Source organism: Histidinibacterium lentulum, from assembly GCF_003789055.1.
Lineage (GTDB): Bacteria > Pseudomonadota > Alphaproteobacteria > Rhodobacterales > Rhodobacteraceae > Oceanicola > Oceanicola lentulus.
Genome location: NZ_ML119081.1, coordinates 101,822 through 120,140 on the forward strand (window position 1 = coordinate 101,822; position 18,319 = coordinate 120,140).

Sequence of the window (18,319 nt, forward strand, 5' to 3'; positions counted from 1 at the left end):
AAAGGAAGACCGATGACCGATACGCGCGCAAGACGCAGGTTCCGGAGCCAGGAATGGTTCGACAACCCGAACAATCCCGGCATGACCGCGCTCTACCTCGAGCGCTACCAGAACCAGGGATACACCCGCGAGGAGCTGCAGTCCGAACGCCCGGTCATCGGCATCGCCCAGACCGGCAGCGACCTTGCCCCCTGCAACAAGATCCACGTCTTCCTGATGGACCGCATCAAGGCCGGCATCCGTGACGCGGGCGGAATCCCGATGGAGTTTCCCGTCCATCCCATCCAGGAGACAGGCAAGAGGCCCACCGCGGCGCTCGACCGCAACCTCGCCTATCTCGGCCTCGTCGAGGTGCTGCACGGCTATCCCATCGACGGCGTCGTGCTGACCACCGGATGCGACAAGACCACGCCCGCGATGCTGATGGGCGCGGCCACCGTCGATCTGCCGGCCATCGCGCTCAACGGCGGGCCGATGCTCGACGGCTGGTGGAACGGCAGGCTCGCGGGCTCGGGCACGATCATCTGGGAAAGCCGCCGCCTGCTCGCCGAGGGCGCCATCGACTACGACGAGTTCATCAGCCGGGCCTGCGCCAGCGCGCCCAGCCTCGGCCATTGCAACACGATGGGCACGGCAAGCACGATGAACGCCATGGCCGAGGCCCTGGGCATGAGCCTCACCGGATGCTCCGCCATCCCCGCACCCTTCCGCGAGCGCATGTCCATGGCCTACAAGACCGGTCGGCGGATCGTCGAGATGGTCCACGAAGACCTGAAACCCTCCGACATCCTCACCCGCGAGGCCTTCGAGAACGCCATCGTGGTCAATTCCGCCATCGGCGGCTCCACCAACGCGCCGCCGCACCTGCAAGCCGTCGCGCGTCATGCCGGAGTGGACCTGCACGTCAGCGACTGGCAGAAGGTCGGCTTCGACGTCCCGCTCATCCTCAACATGCAGCCCGCCGGCGAATACCTCGGCGAGAGCTTCTATCGCGCGGGCGGCGTGCCTGCGGTGATGGGAGAGCTCATGAAGGCCGGGCGCCTGAACGCGGGCGCCATGACCGTCACGGGCCGGCCCATGGGCGAAAACCTTCAGGGTTGGGAGAGCCGCGACCGCGACGTGATCCTGCCCGTGGACGCGCCCTTGCGCGAGAACGCGGGGTTCCTCATGCTGTCGGGCAATCTCTTCGACAGCGCGCTGATGAAGACCTCCGTGATCTCCCCCGATTTCCGCCAGCGGTTCCTGTCGAAGCCCGGATCGGAAGGTATCTTCGAGGGTCGGGCCGTCGTCTTCGAAGGCCCCGAGGACTATCACGAGCGCATCAACGATCCGTCGCTCGGGATCGGCGAGGACACCGTTCTCTTCATCCGCGGTGTGGGCTGCGTGGGCTATCCGGGATCGGCGGAGGTGGTGAACATGCAGCCGCCCGACGCGCTGATCCGCGCCGGCATCAACCATCTGCCCACAGTGGGCGACGGCCGCCAGTCGGGCACATCGGAAAGCCCGTCGATCCTGAACGCCTCGCCCGAAGCGGCAGTGGGGGGCGGCCTCGCGTTCCTTCAGACCGGCGACCGGGTGCGGCTCGACCTCAACGCCTGCACCCTCGATGCGCTGGTGCCCGACGAGGAATGGGCCGCCCGCCGCGCCGACTGGACCGCGCCGGAGCTGCGTCATCAGACGCCCTGGCAGGAGATCTACCGCAAGAACGTGGGGCAGCTCGCCGACGGAGGCTGTCTGGAACTCGCGACCGCCTACCACCGGATCGTCAGGGACCTGCCCCGCGACAATCACTGATCGCCCCGCCCCGGAGGACCGGCTCGCGAGGGCCGGAGCGGCCCGCGGACGTGGCTGCGGCCCGCACGCCACGTTCCGCCGGCCCTCCGGACGCGCAGGGGCGGCCGGGGCATGGTCCGCCGGGCGGAGTGACCGGTGGCGCGCTGACGCAACGGCCGCTATCGTCGCCGCGACGGCAGGATCAACCCGGAGACCACCATGCGCAGACTTCCCGGCCTCTTGGCCATGCTCGGCCTTCTCGGGCCCGCCACCGCTTCGGCTCAGACCGTCCTCCCCTGCGACGGCCGCGTCGACGTCACCCAGATCGTCGAGCCGTGGGAGACGCGGACCCGCGCCTTCGCCCAGGGCGCCATCCGCATCTTCGAGGTCTATGTCGACCCCAACGTCGCACAGGGGGCCTTCGTCGGCGTTCTGCATCCGGCCCCGACGGAGGACGGGATCGCCGCCAACCGCGGGTGCACCGCGGTGATGACCGCCCTGACGCCGGACGGCATGATGGCCGAAGCCTATATCGAGGATGCGACCGCCCGTTACGATCCCGCGCGCGGTCTGACGATCACCGTGCCGATCCGCATTCTGGGTGGCGCCTCCGACGTGACCGACACGCTGGTCTTCACCGTGAACCAGGCCACCGGACAGGTCCTGCCGGGCGACGGCTGACCGACGGGCGGGCCCGCGCCGATGAGGGCGGAATCCGACCCCTGTTCCGCAAGCCCGCCTCACGATCCGCGAAAAAAGAACGTCCGTCTCCTCTGGCGTTCCTGCGGGGACAGATGTTCTTCTCCGCCCGGCGCCCCGAAATGCCCGTATCCGGCCCGCCGGTCCTGCAAGATGGCCGGACCGGCCTCCGCCTTCCAGGCCGCGCCGTGCCGTTTGACGAGGGCGCGGCGGCACCCGATATGGCGGGGGACACCGACACTGGGAGACAGACCATGTCCTATCGCACCGTCCTCGCCGGCACCGCCACCCTGGCCCTGCTCGCCGCACCTGCCGCCGCGCAGGAATTCGGCCCGCTCCTGACGCCCGCCGAGCTTTCCGAGGCGCAGTCGAGCGTCGATCCGCTCGTCATCGACATCCGCGCCTTCGACGAGGCCTATGCCCAGGGTCACATCCCCGGCGCCGTCAGCGCGCCCTATGCTCTCTTCCGCGGTCCCTCCGACAATCCCGGTCTGCCGCCCTCCGAAGAGGCCCTGACCGCCGTGCTGCAGGACCTCGGCGTCGAGACCGACCGCCCGGTCGTCGTGGTGCACCAGGGGTCCGATGTCACGGATTTCGGTGCCGCCGCCCGGGTCTACTGGACGCTGAAATCGAGCGGCGTCACGGACCTCGCGATCCTCAACGGCGGCGTGAGCGCCTGGGAAGAGGCGGGGCTGGAGCTCTCCACCGAGATCGTGGATGCGCCCGACAGCGACATCGTGGTCAGCTTCTCGACCGAATGGCTGGCCACGGCCGAGGACGTGCAGGCGGCGATCGACGCGGGCGAGGGCTCGCTTCTTCTCGACGCGCGCCCCGAAAGCTTCTGGAACGGCGAGCAGGCGCATCCCGCGGCGGCCCGTCCGGGAACCCTGCCGCAGTCGCAGTACTTCGTGCATGACAGCTGGTTCTCCTCCGGGCCGGTCATCGTCGACGCCGCCGCCGCGCGGGCGCTGGCCGAAGAGCAGGATTTCACCGGGGCCGATGAGATCATCTCCTTCTGCAACACCGGGCACTGGGCCGCGACCAACTGGTTCGCGCTGAGCGAGCTCGCCGGCATCGACGACGTGAAGCTCTACCCGGAATCGATGGTCGGCTGGTCCAATGCGGGCTACGAGATGGCCAACGTCCCCGGAATGCTTCAGAACCTGCGCAACCAGGTCTTCGGCAACAACTGAGGCAAGTCATGACTGATGCTGTCGCGGCGCCCCGGCGCCGCCTCACGCCCGTCCTGCAGCGCGCCGGCCTCATCGGGCTGGCGCTTCTGCTGATCGGGACACTCGCGGTCACCGCGGGCCTGCGGTATGCGCTCCTTCTCGCGCTCGGCCTCGGCTTCGGCATGGTGCTCGAGGGGCTCCGCTTCGGCTTCGCGGGGCCCTGGCGGGCGATGATCCTGCGACGGGAGCCCGCGGGCCTCCTCGCACAGCTCGTCGCCATCGCGCTCGTGGCCATCGTGGCCTTCCCGCTGCTCGCCTCCGACGGCGGAGAGCTGATCGGCGCCCATGCGCCCGTCGGGTTCGCCATGGTGGGCGGCGCCTTCGTCTTCGGCGCGGCGATGCAGGTGGTTCTGGGCTGCGGCTCGGGTACGCTGGTGAACGCCGGATCGGGCAACCCCGTGGGCCTCGTCGCGCTCCCCTTCTTCGCCATCGGCAGTTTTGCCGGGGCGTTTCACCTCTTCTGGTGGACCGAACTCGGCACGCTGCCGCAGATCGTCCTCGAGGGTCTGCCCGGCCTTGCCGTGACGCTTCTGGCGCTGGCTGCGGTCGCCGCGTTTCTCCTTTGGCGCGCGGCACCGGGCGCGCGCGTCATCCCGCGCCGGCTCTGGTTCGCCGCCCTGCTGGTGGCGGCGCTCGCCATCGGCAACCTTCTGGTGGCGGGCCAGCCCTGGGGCGTCGTCTACGGCCTTGGTCTCTGGGCCGCCAAGGGGGCGACCGCGCTCGGCGCCGATCTCTCCGGCTCGGCCTTCTGGACCACGCCCACCAACGTGGAGCGCCTGTCCCAGAGCGTGCTCACGGACGTGACCTCGCTGACCAATATCGGGATCATCGCGGGCGCCTTCCTGATCGCGGCCTGGCGCGGCGGCCTCCAGCAGGAGCTGCCGAAGCTGCCCGCGAAGGCCTGGATCGCCACCATCGTGGCGGGCTTCCTTCTGGGCTATTCCTCGCGCCTTGCCTTCGGCTGCAACGTCGGCGCCTTCTTCAGCGGCATCTCCACCGGGAGCCTCCATGGCTGGGCCTGGTTCGGCGCCGGCTTCCTCGGCTCGGTCGCGGGCGTGCGGTTGCGGCCGATGCTGGGGCTGGAGGCGCGGCCATGAGAACCCGCCGCCTGACCGGTCTCGCCGCCCTTGCCCTGATCGCGGGCGTCCTTGTCCTCGACAGCGCGGTGAGCGAGCCCCTGAACCCCTACCGCGCCCCGCCGGTAATCGCCTTCGGATCGGGGCAGGTGTCCACCGGCGCCCATTGCGCGGCGCTTCCCGCAGCGGAGTAGTCTCGGCAGGCCATGGACCGGCATGGCGCGGATCTCGACGTCCTCGCCGGCCACGTCCACCGCCCGCCGTGCCTGGGTCATTTCACGCGCCCCAAGGGCCCGTCGGCCGCGGGGCAGGGCGGCACGTCCGGCACGGGCAGGTCGCTGCCGACGGCGCGGTAATGCCCGATGGTCCGGCGCAGGCCCTCTTCCAGAGGCACCTCCGGACGCCAGCCCAGCAGCTTTGCGGCCAGCGAGATGTCCGGGCAGCGGCGGCCCGGATCGTCGCGCGGCATCGGCAGGTGGCGAAAGCCCGAGCGCGATCCGGTCAGCTTCAGGACCATGTCCGCCAACTCCCGGATGGTGTATTCCCCGGGATTGCCGAGGTTCACGGGCCGCGCCTTGCCGATCTCCGTTTCCATCAGAGCCATCAGCCCGCGCACGAGGTCCGAGACATAGCAGAAGGACCGCGTCTGCGCGCCATGGCCGTGGATCGTCAGCCTCTCGCCCGCCAGCGCCTGCACGATCAGGTTCGACACGACGCGTCCGTCGTCGGGCCGCATCCGGGGTCCGTAGGTGTTGAAGATCCGCGCCACGCGGGTGTCGACCCGCCCCTGCCGGTCGCTGTCGAAGCAGAGCGCCTCCGCCGCCCGCTTGCCCTCGTCGTAGCAGGCGCGGGGGCCGGTGCAGCTCACCCGTCCCCGGTAGCTCTCCCGTTGCGGATGCTCCTCGGGATCGCCGTAGACCTCGCTGGTGGAGGCCTGAAGCAGCCGCGCCCCGTGCTCGGCCGCGAGGTCGAGCATCCGCCCCGTTCCCAGAACGCAGGTCATCATCGTCTGCACGGGGTCCGCCTGGTAATGAACCGGCGAGGCGGGGCAGGCGAGGTTGTAGATCCGGTCGAGCCGCTCGGCACACCGATACATCTCGCAGACATCCTGCTCCACCAGCGTGAAGCGGGGATTGTTCGCCAGGGGAGCCACGTTCGCCCGCGCGCCGGTCAGGAAATTGTCGAGGCAGATCACCCGGTGCCCCTCGGCCAGCAGCGCGTCGCAGAGGTGCGAGCCGACGAAGCCTGCGCCGCCGGTCACGAGGATGGTGAGCGCGCCACTCCCGGCCGTCAGGTCCCTCATCGTCGCATCCTCTCCAGCTTCCTGGCCGGCGCTCCGGGCGCGATCCGCCGCATCACCGCCGCAAGCTCCCGCGCCCGCGCGGGTCCCGTCCGGTCCGGTGCCCGGTCACGATCCGCCGCGCCCACCCCCACGTCAATTGCCGATCCGCCTCGGGCAGGCACGTCACGCTCGAGGACCAGCACCCGGTGTCCGCAGTCCCTCGGCCCATTCGCCATCGCGCGAAAGGTGGTCGCGTGGCCGTTGCCCCGGGACGAGGTGATCGACACGCCGAAGATGACGACATCCCGAGTGACCGCCGCCCGGAGCGGGTCCGGATCGGCCGCGATCCCCGAAGGCTCGGGTGCAGGGACCTGCGCGGGCGCCCCGTCAGTCAGCCGGACTTCGGTGGGCCGCGGCGAACCGGGAGCGGCTGAGGACCCGCCCCTCGTCGTCCACCGTCAGCCGGAACGCCCGCCCCCCACAGTAGAGCGTCAGCCGCCAGCGCCCGGCATCCTCGTCGATGCCGCGCTCGCTGCGGCTGGTGATCCGCCCTTCCCGCATCATCCCGGGGACCGCGGCAGCCTCGAGGCCGAAGGCCCCCGCGATGATCTCCGCGGGGATGAGAAACTGCCCGTTCTCGCGCGCGATCCGCTCGGGGGATTCGGGGGACAGGGCGCGCTCCGTCATGGGGCGCCCTCCATGCACCCCTCAGCGCGGCGCGGGACGTCCGTCATGACGTGGCTGGGTCGGGCAGCAAACATGAATTCAGGATACATGTTCACAGGATGCCCGGCAACGACCTCCTGCCGACCGATTGTTACGTTGTAACAGACCGAGCTTGACAGCCTTCCCTTTCGGCAGGCACGCTCGGGCCGCTGACCCAACGTTCCCACAGCCGGAGACGGAACCGATGCGCGAACTTCTCAAGGCAGGCTCGGCCCTGCTCTGTGCTGCGGCCATGCTGGTCGCCGATGTCGCCAGCGCCTGCACGCGCGCCGTCTACCTCGGCCCGGAGGACCGGGTGCTGACCGGCCGCAGCATGGACTGGAAGCTGCCCATGGTGAGCAACCTCTGGGCGTTTCCGCGCGGTATGGAACGGGATGGCGCTGCCGGCCCGCGTTCGGCGACATGGACCGCCGACTACGGAAGCGTCATCGTCAGCGGCTACGACATCTCCACCGCCGATGGCATGAACGAAGAGGGTCTCGTCGCAAACCTCTTGTGGGAGGTCGAGGCGACCTATCCCGAGGACGACGGCGTGACCCCGCGCATCTCGCTCGCCGTGTTCCCGCAATACCTGCTCGACCGCTTCGCCACCGTCGAGGAGGCGGTGACCGACCTGCGCGAGAACCCCGTCCATGTGGCCACCGGAGAGGTGCCCGTGGGCCCGCCCGGCCGCGCGGCGACGGTGCATGTGTCGCTGTCCGACGCGACCGGAGACAGCGCCATCATCGAGTTCGTCGATGGCGAAATGGTGATCTGGCACGACCGCGCCTACCAGGTGATGACCAACGAACCGACGTTCGACCGGCAGCTTGCGATCCTCGAGTACTGGGACGCGGTGAACCCGCGCGAATTCCTGCCCGGCACGGTGCGCGCCACCGACCGCTTCGTAAGGGCGCAGTTCTACATCAACTCCGTGGTCCAGAGCGACGACCCACGCATCGCTGCCGCCTCCGTCTTCAGCGTGATCCGGCAGACCTCGGTGCCCTGGGGCATCTCCATCGCCGACCAGCCGAACCTGTCCACCACGCGCTGGCGTGTCGTCGCCGACCAGAAGGACCGGCGCTACCATGTGGAATCGGTGATTTCCCCCAGCGTGTTCTGGGTCGATCTCGAGTCGATGGATCTGTCCGAGGGCGCGGCCGTCCGGAAACTCGATGTGGGCGTGGACATGGAGCGGGTGCTCTCGGGCGAGGTCTCCGCTCTCTTCGAGGAGGCCGCGGCCTTCGCGTTCCAGTCCGCGGACTAGGGCAGGGGGCGTCGCGCCCTCGCGGATTTCAAACCTTTGCTTGACAGATCGGTCCCGAGGCCCGATGTGGAGGGCATCGCTGCGCTGCCGCGTGAGCAAGCCGCGCCCTGACGGGCCAACAGCGACCAGAATTTCAGTTCCCCATCACGCAGGGTTCCTGACGCGACGGCCGGATGGCACGGGGTACGCCCGTCCGTCCAGAGGCCACGCGAACCCTCATCGGCCGTCCGGGTCCCGGACGGTTTCGCATCATGCGGCGCCGTGCCCGACGGCCGCGCCGCTGCAAAGGATATCTATGTTCGACTTCGACATGCTCGGCCTCTCGCCGGACCTCAACAAGGCCCTGACCCGCATGGGCTTTTCCGAACCAACGCCGATCCAGAACCAGGCGATCCCGCTGGCGATGGACGGCCAAGACATCCTCGGCCTCGCCCAGACCGGCACCGGCAAGACGCTGGCCTTCGGCCTGCCGCTGGTCGAGCACCTTCTGGCCGAGCCCGGCCGCCCCGCGCCCAGGACCGCGAAGGCGCTCATTCTCGCCCCCACGCGCGAACTGGTGAACCAGATCGCCGAGGCCCTGCGCCTGCTGACCCAGGACACGAAGCTCAAGGTCACCACCGTGGTGGGCGGCCAGTCCATCGGCCGCCAGATCAGCGTGCTGTCGCGCGGAACCGACATTCTCGTGGCGACGCCGGGCCGGCTCATCGACCTGATGACGCGCGGCGCGGTCGACCTCGGGCAGGTGCGCCACCTCGTGCTCGACGAGGCCGACCAGATGCTCGACCTCGGCTTCATCCACGCCCTGCGCCGGATCGCCCCGAAGCTTGGCACGCCGCGCCAGACCATGCTCTTTTCGGCCACGATGCCCAAGCAGATGGAAGAGCTTTCCCGCGCCTATCTCACCGATCCGCGCCGCGTGCAGGTGTCCCCCCCGGGCAAGGCCGCCGACAAGATCACCCAGTCGGTGCACTTCCTGCCCAAGGCCGAAAAGCCCGACCGCCTGCGCGAGATCCTCAGCCGTGACCTCGACGCGCTCACGCTGGTGTTCTCCCGCACCAAACACGGGGCGGAAAAGCTGATGAAGGGGCTCGTGGCAGACGGCTACAACGCCGCCTCGATCCACGGCAACAAGAGCCAGGGCCAGCGGGACCGCGCGATCAAGGCCTTCCGGGACGGCACGGTCAAGGTGCTCGTCGCCACCGACGTCGCCGCCCGCGGCATCGACATTCCGGGCGTTGCCTATGTGATCAACTACGATCTGCCCGAGGTGCCCGACAACTACGTCCACCGCATCGGCCGCACCGCCCGCGCCGGTCGCGAGGGCGAGGCCATCGCCTTCTGCGCGCCCGACGAGGCGGATCTGCTGCACCAGATCCAGAAGCTGATGAAGATGGACGTGCCCGTGGCAAGCGGCACCAGCCCCCTCGGAGAGCGCGGCGACGGCGGCAGCCGCCCCTCCCGCGGTCCCCGCAGCGGCGGCGGCCGGCCCGGCGCCCAGCCGTCGGGAAAACCGGGCGGCGCGCAGAAACGCCGCCGCGGCCCCCGCCGTCGCGCCGCCTGAAGACGACCGGGTGCGGTTCCTGCGCGGGCCGCACCCGTCCGCGATCACAGGAAGACGAAATCCTCCGCGTCGAGCGACGACACCCGAACGTCCTCCAGCCGCAGCGAATTGCCGTTGCCGAAGGTGATCAGCACGTCGACATCGTCGTCGTCATCGTCCCGCACGTTGCGCGCCCGGGCGATCAGGCTTCCGAAATCCGAGACGCCCAGCGATGCCCGGATCTGGATCGTGTCGGCCTCGGTGAAATCCTCGATCACGTCGCGGCCCTGGGTGAAGATGAAGGTATCGGCCCCCGCGCCGCCCTCGAGCGTGTCGTTGCCGCGCCCCCCGTGCAGGATGTCGTTGCCCTCGCCGCCGTCCAGAACGTCGTTGCCGTTGCCGCCCAGCAGGATGTCGTTGCCCTCCTCTCCGTCGAGCTCGTCATGGCCGAGCCCGCCGAACAGCCTGTCGTTGCCCTCGCCGCCGTCCAGATCGTCGTTGCCGTTGCCGCCGTGCAGGATGTCGTTGCCCTCCTCGCCGTCGAGATCGTCGTCGCCACCCTCGCCGAAGATGCGGTCGTCGCCGGTCCCGCCGTCGATCTCGTCGCGCCCGATGCCGCCGAGGATGGTGTCGTTGCCGCCGCCGCCGTCGATCTCGTCGTTGCCCGCGCCGCCCCAAAGGCGGTCGCGACCCCAGCCGCCCTCGATGTCGTCATGGCCGCCCTCGCCGAAGATGCGGTCGTCGCCGCCTCCGCCGTAGAGATCGTCCGACCCGATACCGCCGAGGATGCGGTCGTCGCCGCCCAGCCCCCGGATGTCGTCGTCGCCGGCCCGCCCCTTCAGGAAGTCGTTGCCGTTCGTGCCGGTGATGTCGTCGGCCCGGGGCGTGCCGGTGAAGCTGAACGAGATGCCCTGCGAGCCGGGCCCGCTTCCGACCGGGCCGCCGGACCCGCTCGATCCGGTCTGGGTCCCGGTCCCTCCCGACCCACCGCCGGGACTGCCGGAGAAGTCGAACATGCTCGCCGTGACCTGTCCGATCCGCACATCCTCGAGGGTCAGCGTGTTGCCGCTCGAAAAGACGAACCGCGTGTCGTCGCCGTCGTCGTGGGGCCGGGCAAGGCTCATCAGCTGCGAGAAGCTCCGGATGCCGAGCGAGGGATCGAGGACGATCCGGTCCTCGCGCGTCATGTCCTCGATCTCGTCGTGGCCGGAGGAGTAGACGAAGACGTCCGCGCCGGGGCCGCCCTCGAGGTCGTCGTCGCCGGGACCGCCCTCGAGCCTGTCGTTGCCCGGGCCGCCGTAGAGATCGTCGTCCCCGGTTCCGCCGAACAGCGTGTCATTGCCCGATCCGCCGTACAGATCGTCGTCGCCGCCGAAGCCGAACAGCGTGTCATTGCCGCCGCGGCCGTAGATATCGTTGTCGCGGCTGGTGCCGTTGAGCCTGTTCGGTCCGTTGTTGCCGTTGATGTCCATCTCTGTCGCTCCTCATGTCTGATCGCTCCGCGAGCCCGGAAGCCGCGGGACAGTCATCGCTTACGCGCGGCGTGCTGACAGCAACCTGACGCGGCGACGCGCGCGGGCCGGTGTCGGCGGAAAGCCTCCGCCCGCGACGGCGGCCCCCGCGCGGAGGGACGCATGCGGGCGCGCGGACGGGGCAGGGCGGTCCATGCCGGTCCGACGCCGCCGACAGCCGGCGCCGCCGCCTGCCCCGTGGCCGCCCGCGACCCCGCACCCGGCCGGACCGACCGCCGCTCCGAGACGCCCGGGGCTGACTTGGCGGTAGCGCCCCGCCGTCCTGCGGGCTATGTCCCACGGCGTCCGGCGGAGCCGCTCGTCCGCATCGGGCCGTTCCGGACAGGGCCGCCGGCGAACCGCACGGGAGAGAGAGGGAATGACACGCTGGAAGCGTCGGCTGATCTGGGCCCTTGCGGTCGTGGCGCTGCTCTTTTCCGCGGTCACCCTCAACAGCTTCCGCGGAAGGCTGGGCTGGAGCGCCGTGGCACTCGACCCCGGCGAGCTCCTGCAGGACCTCGCGCCCGAGATGGTCTGGACCCTGCCCGAAGGCGAGGGACCCCATCCCGTGGCGATGCTGCTTTCGGGCTGCGACGGCCCGCGCCGCAATCTCGACCTCCTGGCCCGCGAACTCGCCGGCATCGGATGGGCCTCGGTCAAGGTCGACAGCCATACCCCCCGCGGCCTCGGCGAGAACCAGCTCTGGCGTCTCGTCTGCACCGGCCAGCTCCTCAACGGGGCCGAGCGCGCCTCGGACGTGGCCGTGACCCTCGCCGAGATCCGCTCGCGCGCCGAGCTCGACGCCGGCCGCGCCGTCCTGATCGGTCTCTCGCACGGCGGCTGGGCCTCTCTCGACTTCCTCGCCCTCTCCGCCGAAGGCGTGGTGCCGCCCCTGCTGACCGGCTGGCCCGCGGCACTCGCCAGCCCGCCCCATACGGGTGTCGTGGGCGCGGTCCTCTACTATCCCTACTGCGGCCCCGCGGCGGTGGGATACCGCGGCGACCTGCCCGAGGACCCGCGCTATCTCTTCCTGCTGGTGGAGGGGGACATGATCACCAACGAGGAGCGCTGTCTCGAGATCGCCGGCGGCCTGCGCGCGGCAGGGGCGGAGGTCGGCGTGCATACCTTCACCGGGGTCACCCATGGCTTCGACCAGCAGGAGAAATCCGATCTCAGTCTTCTGGAATTCGACCCCGCGGCCCGCGCGGAGGCGGTCGCCATGACCCTCGACTTCCTCAGGGATCTCTGATCCCGCCCGCCTCCGCCGCGCGGCGCGACGCGGGACCGGTCGGCCGGGGCGCCGCGATCCCCTGGAGGATCGCCATGGCCATCCGCCCTGCGAGTCCGACAGGCTCGCTTTCGCGCCGGCGCTGGAGTAATCTCTACCCGCGGTTGCAACGGGCGGGCATGTGACGGTCGATCTGGTCATATTCGACTGCGACGGGGTTCTCGTCGACAGCGAGGGTCCCGTCCGCGCGGCGGTGGCCGACGAACTCGCCGGGCTGGGCCTGTCCGCCGGGGCCGGGCTGCTGGGCGATCTTCTCGGCGGCCGCGCCCTGACAGCGGCGGTGCCGCCTCTGGCGCGCTGCCTCGGCACGGATCTTCCGCCGGATTTCGCCGCCCGGTGCCGCGGGCGCCTGCTCGAGGACTACCGCCCGCATCTGCGGGCGACGCCGGGCCTTCCACCCCTGCTTGCCGGTCTGCGTCCCGCCTTCTGCGCGGTCTCCGTCTCCGGTCCGGAGCGGCTCGGGGCCACGCTCTCCGCAGCCGGGCTCGACCGGTTCTTCGGCGACCGGACCTTCAGCGCCGCCGAGGTCGCGCGCCCGCCGCCCGCGCCCGATCTCTTCCTGCTCGCGGCCCGCCGGATGGGCGCCGATCCCCTGCGCACCCTCGTGGTCGAGGACAGCCCCTCCGGCCTCGTCGCGGCGCGGTCGGCCGGCATGAGGGCGCTGCTCTACGCGGGCGCCGGCCATCTCGCGGGCGCCGATCTCTCCGACTGGGCCGACGACGTGACGATCCTCGCGGACTGGAGCGACTTTCCGCCGGCGTTCATGTCCCATGCGGGACAGATGCCGGTACACTAGACCGGCCCGATGAGGCGGCCGGGACGCCCGGTCGCGTGCGGCGCCGCGTCTCCCGGATGTCCCGACACCCTGTCTTTTCTGGCCGGAAATATCCCGGGGGGGTCGCCGAAAGCCCCCGGCTTTCGGCGTGGGGGGCAGAGCCCCCCGCTTGCCTCGCCCACCGGGCGGGGCAAGCGCATGAGGCGCGCCGCAGGCGCCCCGCCTGATCACCCGTCCTCCGGCCGCCCCTCACGGAGACCCGCGGTCACCGCGGCGCCCGCGTCCTCGCCGGTGCCCCTCTCCCAGACCGCGAACTCCCGCGCGCGCCTCTGCCGGAACCGCGCCTCCACCTCCGCAGAGAGCGCAAGCTCCATCGGCGGCGAGACATTGAGCCGTTTCGTCTCGGGCCGCAGGCCGAGACGGGCCTCGATGAAGGCCATCAGCGCGGGGAGCTCCTCGTAGCGGAAGAGGTGGTCCACCCCGAGTCCTCCGTCCCGATCCAGGAGAAACGTCGCCTGGCTGCCCACCAGGGCATGGGGCGGCGGCTCCGCCCGGCAGTAATCCGTGACGAACTCGTCGAAACTCAGGCCGCGCGTGGAGTTGGGATGCCCCGCGAGCTCGTCCCGGTGGCGGTACCTGTACCAGCTCTTCAGCCAGTCCACCGGATGGCGGACCACGGCCAGGGTCTCCATCTCCTGCCGGCCCGCCTTCTCGAAGAACGGTTCGAGCCAGCGGCGGTAGCGGTAGATCGCGGAATGCTTCAGTTCCGGCGGATCGCGGATCACCATGGAGGCGCGGGGCGCCAGCGCGCCCTCGAGGGCCGTCGTCCCCGTCTTGGGCACCGCGAGAAAGACCAGCTTTTCCTTCCAGAACACCAGCATAAGCACCTTGATCCCGCGTTCGCCCCGTCGTGAACCCTTCCTTAACACTCCCGCGCACAGGATGAGGGGGAAAATTCGAGTTGAAATGTTCTCCCTTTGGTCCCATACATCCGGGAACAAGAGGTGAACGAAGCAGCGATTGCAGGCCCCTCGGTCTGCATGGGATAAGGAGCGCCACCAATGGCAGCAACGGCAGACCTTCTCGCGATGAAGACAGGCAAACAGAATCCCGACAAGGAGAAGGCGCTCGAATCCGCCCTCGCCCAGATCGAGCGGCAGTTCGGCAAGGGCTCGATCATGCGCCTCGGCGGCGACAACAAGCTCGCCGACATCGAGGCCACGTCCACCGGCTCGCTCGGCCTCGACATCGCCCTCGGCATCGGCGGCCTGCCCAAGGGCCGCATCATCGAGATCTACGGCCCCGAATCCTCGGGCAAGACCACGCTCACGCTCCACTGCGTCGCCGAGGAACAGAAGAAGGGCGGCGTCTGCGCCTTCGTCGACGCCGAGCATGCGCTCGATCCGCAATACGCCAGGAAGCTCGGCGTGAACCTCGACGAGCTGCTGATCTCCCAGCCCGACACCGGGGAACAGGCGCTGGAGATCACCGACACGCTCGTGCGCTCCGGCGCCGTCTCCATGGTCGTGGTCGATTCGGTCGCCGCCCTCACGCCCAAGTCCGAGCTCGAGGGCGACATGGGCGACAGCTCCGTCGGCGTCCACGCCCGCCTCATGTCCCAGGCCATGCGCAAGCTGACCGGCTCCATCAGCCGCTCGAACTGCATGGTCATCTTCATCAACCAGATCCGCATGAAGATCGGCGTCATGTTCGGCTCGCCCGAGACGACGACCGGCGGCAACGCCCTGAAATTCTACGCCTCCGTCCGCCTCGACATCCGCCGCATCGGCGCGATCAAGGACCGCGAGGAGGTGGTCGGCAACCAGACCCGTGTGAAGGTGGTCAAGAACAAGGTCGCCCCCCCGTTCAAGCAGGTGGAATTCGACATCATGTACGGCGAGGGCATCTCCAAGACCGGCGAGCTTCTCGACCTCGGCGTCAAGGCCGGCGTGGTGGAGAAATCCGGCGCCTGGTTCTCCTACGGGGACGAGCGCATCGGCCAGGGCCGGGAGAACGCCAAGACGTTCCTCAAGGAGAACACCGCCACCGCGCTGGAGATCGAGGACAAGATCCGCGCCGCCCACGGGCTCGAGTTCGATGCGGTCGACGGCACGGACGACGACGACCTCGTGGAGATGTAGACCCGCGCCGCAGGCCGGGCCTCAGCCCGGCCTCTACCGCGCGGAGCCCCGCGCCGCCCTCAACCGCAGGCCGGGCCTCGGCCCGGCCCCCCCGGCGCCTTCCGGTCCTCCATCCCGAACCGGCGCCTCAGTCCGAACAGCAGCGCCGCCACCGCGTCGCCGATGACCTCCGTCTTGTCGGCCGACACCGCGCTTTCGTAGATCAGGTCGCGCACGCCGTAATAGAAGATGCCCCCGTGCATCACCCAGGCGAACTCGATCTCCGCATCCGTCGCGGGCCGCTCCGGCAGTCCCTCTTCCGCCCGCGCCTCGGCCACGATGGGCTCGAGGATCCGCCGTCGCACCAGCCCCATGTAGCGGCGGTTGATGTCCACGCCCTTCAGGCCCGAGAAGAGATAGATCCGCATCCACTCCCGGTTGAAGATCACTTCGGTATAGACCCCGTAGAAGGCGTTCAGCCGGTCCTCGAGCGGCCGCGAGCGATCGGCGATCAGCCGCTCGAACTCGGGTCGCCAGCGCCCCACATAGACCGCGTCATAGACCTCGGAGATCAGGTCGTCCTTCGACGGGAAATAGCGGTAGAGCAGGGGCTGCGTCACCCCCAGCCGGCGCGCAAGTCCCCGCGTGGAGCTTTCGAACCCTTCCTCGGCGAAGAACTCCACCGCTTTGGCGATGAACTCCTCGCGCCGCTCGGACGAGGGTAGCCGCTTGCGCCGCGCCCCCTCCGTACCGTCCGGGCTCTTGTCGTCGGGCATGTTCCCCTCCGTCAGGCGTCCACCCAGCTCTCGCCGTCCTTCAGCCGATGTCCCACCTGAAGGCCCTGCGCCAGTGTCTGTTCCAGGAAGCAACCCTTCTTCGCGGCCTCCAGCAGCCTTTCCTGATCCGCCATCGGCGCGGGGCTGTCCAGATCCACGTCGAGATCGAACCCGACCGGGTGGCTCACATAGGGCGCGCCCGGTTCCGCCTCGCAATACCAGTGCAGCCGTGCCTTTACCGCGACCTCGCCCACGGGCACCTTCAGGCGCTTCGAGAAGGCCCGGATCTGCGTCATGAGGCAGCCGGTCAGGGCCGCGGTGAACAGCGCCAGGGGCGGCGGCGCCGTGCCGTCTCCCCCGTGAAACGGACCCTCGTCCGTGGCGAGGTCGAAACTCTCGCCCTGGGCCGGCCAGTCCACCTTGATGTCATTGCGCATCTTGCCCGTCGCGCGCCCGCTTCCCTCGAACACGACGTCGATCCTCTTCACCTCGGCCATCTGTCCCTCCCTTGTTATCGACCGATAAGCTACGGCCGGGTCCGGATGCTCACAAGTCCGATTGACACTCCGGCGGATTAATTTTTCACTCGATAAATAACGCCGGCAGCGGGCCGGGCAGGGAGGAGACCTCGATGACGAAACTGACACGCGACGACATCTACCGCACCGCGAAAGAGCTGTCGAACTGGGGCCGCTGGGGCGAGGATGACGAGATCGGCACGCTGAACAACGTCACCCCCGAAGACGTGGTGAACGCGGCCAAACTCGTGAAGAAGGGCAAGTGCTTCGCGCTCGGCCTCGACCTCAAGCAGAAGATCCAGTCGGGGCTCTTCGGCGGGCGCTGGAACATGATCCACCAGATGCTCGCCACGGGCACCGACGCCGTGGTCGGCGCCCAGGACGGCGACGGCAAGGCCTACCTGCGCTATGCCGACGACGCCATCAACCTGCCCTGCCAGGGCTCGACCCAGTGGGACGCGCTCTGTCACATCTTCCTCGATGACAAGATGTACAACGGCTATCCCGCCACCGACGTGACCGTGGCCGGCGCCAAGCGTCTCGGCATCGAGAAGGTGCGCGACAAGATGGTGGGCCGGGGCGTGCTCCTCGACATCGCCCGGTGGAAGGGCGTGGACAGCCTCGAGGACGGCTATCCCATCACCAACGCCGATCTCGACGGCTGCGCCGCGGCCCAGGGCGTCGAGATCCGCAAGGGCGATTTCGTCATCGTCCGCACCGGCCACCAGGAGCGCTGCCTCGCCAAGGGCGACTGGACCGGCTACGCGGGCGGCGATGCGCCGGGCCTCGCCTTCGAGACCGCGCACTGGATCAAGAACCACGACATCGCCGCGATCTGCGCCGACACCTGGGGCTGCGAGGTGCGCCCGAACGAGACCGACGAGGCCAACCAGCCCTGGCACTGGGTCGTGATCCCCGCCATCGGCATCTCCATGGGCGAGATCTTCTACGTCAAGGACTTGGCGGAGGACTGCGCCGAGGACGGGGTCTACGAGTTCTTCTTCTCCGCGCCGCCGCTGCACATCCCGGGCGCCGCGGGCTCGCCGATCAATCCCCAGGCGATCAAGTGATCCTCTGGGGCAGGCCCACCTCCGTCAACGTCCAGAAGGTGCTCTGGGCGCTCGACGAGTTGGGCCTGCCCTTCGACCATCGCGTCGTCGGGGGCCGCCACGGCGGCCTCGACGATCCGGCCTTCCGCGCGCTCACGCCCGCGGGCAAGGTCCCGGTGCTCGAGGACGCGGGGCAGGGGGTCTGGGAAAGCCACGCCATCCTGCGCCACCTCGCGCGCCGCCATCCCGAACACGCGCTTTCGGCCAGCCTCGCCACCGCTGACCCGTGGATGGAGTTCGGCACCTCCACCCTGATGCCGCCCTTCATCGGCCTCTTCTACCAGCGCGTCCGCCTGCGCCCCGAGGAGCGCTCCGCCGCGCGTGCAGAGGCGCTGGAGCGCGAGCTTTCCGGGGTTCTGTCGGTGATGGACGAGGGCCTCGGGCGCACGGGCTGGCTTTCGGGGGCGGACTTCGGCCTCGCCGACATCGCCCTTGGCACGCCGATGTATCGCCTCTTCGACATCGCGCCCGGCCTCGCGCCCGGTTCCGCGCGCCTCCACGACTGGCGCGCGCGTCTGGCGCAGCGCCCCGCCTGGCAGAGATGGATCGCCACGGATTACAGCGACTTGCGCCCCGAATAACCCGCCGTAGGCCGGGCCTCGGCCCGGCTCCACCCGCGTCATCAGGCCCAAGCCCCTCATTTCACAG

The 18,319-nt window shown here is 69.6% G+C and carries 18 protein-coding genes; 12 read left to right on the forward strand and 6 right to left on the reverse strand.

What is annotated here, in order from left to right; translation table 11 throughout:
• Positions 1–12 precede the first annotated feature (12 nt).
• The 5 genes from EAT49_RS00490 (at position 13) to EAT49_RS21005 (ending at position 4,974) form a co-directional block, all read left to right on the forward strand.
• Positions 13–1,794: an IlvD/Edd family dehydratase gene (locus tag EAT49_RS00490; protein WP_123640272.1), complete on the forward strand. Its 1,782-nt coding sequence runs from the start codon at positions 13–15 to the stop codon at positions 1,792–1,794.
• Between the two features lie 198 nt (positions 1,795–1,992).
• Positions 1,993–2,454 carry a hypothetical protein gene (locus EAT49_RS00495; RefSeq protein WP_123640273.1) on the forward strand — a complete coding sequence of 154 codons (462 nt, stop codon included), beginning with the start codon at positions 1,993–1,995 and terminating at the stop codon, positions 2,452–2,454.
• Between the two features lie 272 nt (positions 2,455–2,726).
• Entirely contained in the window at positions 2,727–3,665 is a 939-nt protein-coding gene (locus tag EAT49_RS00500; protein ID WP_123640274.1) for a sulfurtransferase, read from the forward strand.
• Between the two features lie 8 nt (positions 3,666–3,673).
• Complete coding sequence (locus EAT49_RS00505; RefSeq protein WP_123640275.1) at positions 3,674–4,801, forward strand: YeeE/YedE family protein; 1,128 nt, start codon at positions 3,674–3,676, stop codon at positions 4,799–4,801.
• Positions 4,798–4,974 carry a hypothetical protein gene (locus EAT49_RS21005; RefSeq protein ID WP_185020596.1) on the forward strand — a complete coding sequence of 59 codons (177 nt, stop codon included), beginning with the start codon at positions 4,798–4,800 and terminating at the stop codon, positions 4,972–4,974. Before EAT49_RS00505 ends, EAT49_RS21005 begins: the two co-directional genes overlap by 4 nt.
• A gap of 77 nt (positions 4,975–5,051) precedes the next feature.
• On the opposite strand, the gene EAT49_RS00510 is transcribed toward EAT49_RS21005, so the two are convergent.
• Entirely contained in the window at positions 5,052–6,083 is a 1,032-nt protein-coding gene (locus tag EAT49_RS00510) for a UDP-glucuronic acid decarboxylase family protein (RefSeq protein ID WP_123640276.1), read from the reverse strand.
• 366 nt (positions 6,084–6,449) lie between these two features.
• Positions 6,450–6,749: a DUF6522 family protein gene (locus EAT49_RS00515; RefSeq protein WP_123640277.1), complete on the reverse strand. Its 300-nt coding sequence runs from the start codon at positions 6,747–6,749 to the stop codon at positions 6,450–6,452.
• Between the two features lie 223 nt (positions 6,750–6,972).
• Here EAT49_RS00515 and EAT49_RS00520 point away from each other — a divergent pair, with 223 nt between their 5' ends.
• Complete coding sequence (locus EAT49_RS00520) at positions 6,973–8,034, forward strand: linear amide C-N hydrolase (RefSeq protein ID WP_123640278.1); 1,062 nt, start codon at positions 6,973–6,975, stop codon at positions 8,032–8,034.
• A 295-nt stretch (positions 8,035–8,329) separates the two neighbouring features.
• Positions 8,330–9,595, forward strand: coding sequence for a DEAD/DEAH box helicase (locus tag EAT49_RS00525; RefSeq protein ID WP_123640279.1), 1,266 nt, complete (start codon positions 8,330–8,332; stop codon positions 9,593–9,595).
• 44 nt (positions 9,596–9,639) lie between these two features.
• Here the strand turns inward: EAT49_RS00525 and EAT49_RS21670 are convergent, their stop codons facing one another.
• Positions 9,640–11,046, reverse strand: a complete 1,407-nt coding sequence (locus tag EAT49_RS21670) for a calcium-binding protein (protein ID WP_123640280.1) — start codon at positions 11,044–11,046, stop codon at positions 9,640–9,642.
• Between the two features lie 418 nt (positions 11,047–11,464).
• Between EAT49_RS21670 and EAT49_RS00535 the strand changes: the two genes are divergently transcribed.
• Both EAT49_RS00535 and EAT49_RS00540 read left to right on the forward strand, forming a co-directional pair.
• Positions 11,465–12,334: a dienelactone hydrolase family protein gene (locus tag EAT49_RS00535; RefSeq protein ID WP_123640281.1), complete on the forward strand. Its 870-nt coding sequence runs from the start codon at positions 11,465–11,467 to the stop codon at positions 12,332–12,334.
• 160 nt (positions 12,335–12,494) lie between these two features.
• Positions 12,495–13,169 carry an HAD family hydrolase gene (locus tag EAT49_RS00540; RefSeq protein ID WP_123640282.1) on the forward strand — a complete coding sequence of 225 codons (675 nt, stop codon included), beginning with the start codon at positions 12,495–12,497 and terminating at the stop codon, positions 13,167–13,169.
• Positions 13,170–13,375: 206 nt separating this feature from the next.
• Here the strand turns inward: EAT49_RS00540 and EAT49_RS00545 are convergent, their stop codons facing one another.
• Positions 13,376–14,029: a sulfotransferase family protein gene (locus EAT49_RS00545; RefSeq protein ID WP_123640789.1), complete on the reverse strand. Its 654-nt coding sequence runs from the start codon at positions 14,027–14,029 to the stop codon at positions 13,376–13,378.
• A 180-nt stretch (positions 14,030–14,209) separates the two neighbouring features.
• Between EAT49_RS00545 and recA the strand changes: the two genes are divergently transcribed.
• Positions 14,210–15,289 carry a recombinase RecA gene (gene recA / locus EAT49_RS00550; protein ID WP_123640283.1) on the forward strand — a complete coding sequence of 360 codons (1,080 nt, stop codon included), beginning with the start codon at positions 14,210–14,212 and terminating at the stop codon, positions 15,287–15,289.
• Between the two features lie 59 nt (positions 15,290–15,348).
• On the opposite strand, the gene EAT49_RS00555 is transcribed toward recA, so the two are convergent.
• The gene (locus tag EAT49_RS00555; protein WP_123640284.1) at positions 15,349–16,044 is read right to left on the reverse strand and encodes a TetR/AcrR family transcriptional regulator; all 696 of its coding nucleotides are present in this window, start codon (positions 16,042–16,044) and stop codon (positions 15,349–15,351) included.
• 11 nt (positions 16,045–16,055) lie between these two features.
• Positions 16,056–16,541 (reverse strand): OsmC family protein, encoded by a 486-nt coding sequence (locus EAT49_RS00560; RefSeq protein ID WP_123640285.1) that lies wholly within the window; start codon positions 16,539–16,541, stop codon positions 16,056–16,058.
• 134 nt (positions 16,542–16,675) lie between these two features.
• On the opposite strand from EAT49_RS00560, the gene EAT49_RS21010 reads away from it, so the two are divergent.
• Complete coding sequence (locus EAT49_RS21010) at positions 16,676–17,632, forward strand: cyclase family protein (RefSeq protein ID WP_185020597.1); 957 nt, start codon at positions 16,676–16,678, stop codon at positions 17,630–17,632.
• The gene (locus EAT49_RS21015; protein ID WP_185020598.1) at positions 17,629–18,252 is read left to right on the forward strand and encodes a glutathione S-transferase family protein; all 624 of its coding nucleotides are present in this window, start codon (positions 17,629–17,631) and stop codon (positions 18,250–18,252) included. The genes EAT49_RS21010 and EAT49_RS21015 overlap by 4 nt, the downstream gene beginning before the upstream one ends.
• Positions 18,253–18,319 lie beyond the last annotated feature (67 nt).

Excerpts from the sequence above, each read along its gene's own strand:
- EAT49_RS00555 (WP_123640284.1), bottom strand. The coding sequence starts at position 16,044 with ATGCCCGACGACAAGAGCCCGGACGGTACGGAGGGGGCGCGGCGCAAG.
- EAT49_RS00545 (WP_123640789.1), bottom strand. The coding sequence starts at position 14,029 with ATGCTGGTGTTCTGGAAGGAAAAGCTGGTCTTTCTCGCGGTGCCCAAG.
- EAT49_RS00490 (WP_123640272.1), top strand. The coding sequence starts at position 13 with ATGACCGATACGCGCGCAAGACGCAGGTTCCGGAGCCAGGAATGGTTC.
- EAT49_RS00520 (WP_123640278.1), top strand. The coding sequence starts at position 6,973 with ATGCGCGAACTTCTCAAGGCAGGCTCGGCCCTGCTCTGTGCTGCGGCC.
- EAT49_RS21005 (WP_185020596.1), top strand. The coding sequence starts at position 4,798 with ATGAGAACCCGCCGCCTGACCGGTCTCGCCGCCCTTGCCCTGATCGCG.
- EAT49_RS00510 (WP_123640276.1), bottom strand. The coding sequence starts at position 6,083 with ATGAGGGACCTGACGGCCGGGAGTGGCGCGCTCACCATCCTCGTGACC.
- EAT49_RS00535 (WP_123640281.1), top strand. The coding sequence starts at position 11,465 with ATGACACGCTGGAAGCGTCGGCTGATCTGGGCCCTTGCGGTCGTGGCG.
- EAT49_RS21670 (WP_123640280.1), bottom strand. The coding sequence starts at position 11,046 with ATGGACATCAACGGCAACAACGGACCGAACAGGCTCAACGGCACCAGC.
- EAT49_RS00525 (WP_123640279.1), top strand. The coding sequence starts at position 8,330 with ATGTTCGACTTCGACATGCTCGGCCTCTCGCCGGACCTCAACAAGGCC.
- EAT49_RS00500 (WP_123640274.1), top strand. The coding sequence starts at position 2,727 with ATGTCCTATCGCACCGTCCTCGCCGGCACCGCCACCCTGGCCCTGCTC.
- EAT49_RS00505 (WP_123640275.1), top strand. The coding sequence starts at position 3,674 with ATGACTGATGCTGTCGCGGCGCCCCGGCGCCGCCTCACGCCCGTCCTG.
- EAT49_RS21010 (WP_185020597.1), top strand. The coding sequence starts at position 16,676 with ATGACGAAACTGACACGCGACGACATCTACCGCACCGCGAAAGAGCTG.
- recA (WP_123640283.1), top strand. The coding sequence starts at position 14,210 with ATGGCAGCAACGGCAGACCTTCTCGCGATGAAGACAGGCAAACAGAAT.
- EAT49_RS00560 (WP_123640285.1), bottom strand. The coding sequence starts at position 16,541 with ATGGCCGAGGTGAAGAGGATCGACGTCGTGTTCGAGGGAAGCGGGCGC.
- EAT49_RS00495 (WP_123640273.1), top strand. The coding sequence starts at position 1,993 with ATGCGCAGACTTCCCGGCCTCTTGGCCATGCTCGGCCTTCTCGGGCCC.
- EAT49_RS00515 (WP_123640277.1), bottom strand. The coding sequence starts at position 6,749 with ATGACGGAGCGCGCCCTGTCCCCCGAATCCCCCGAGCGGATCGCGCGC.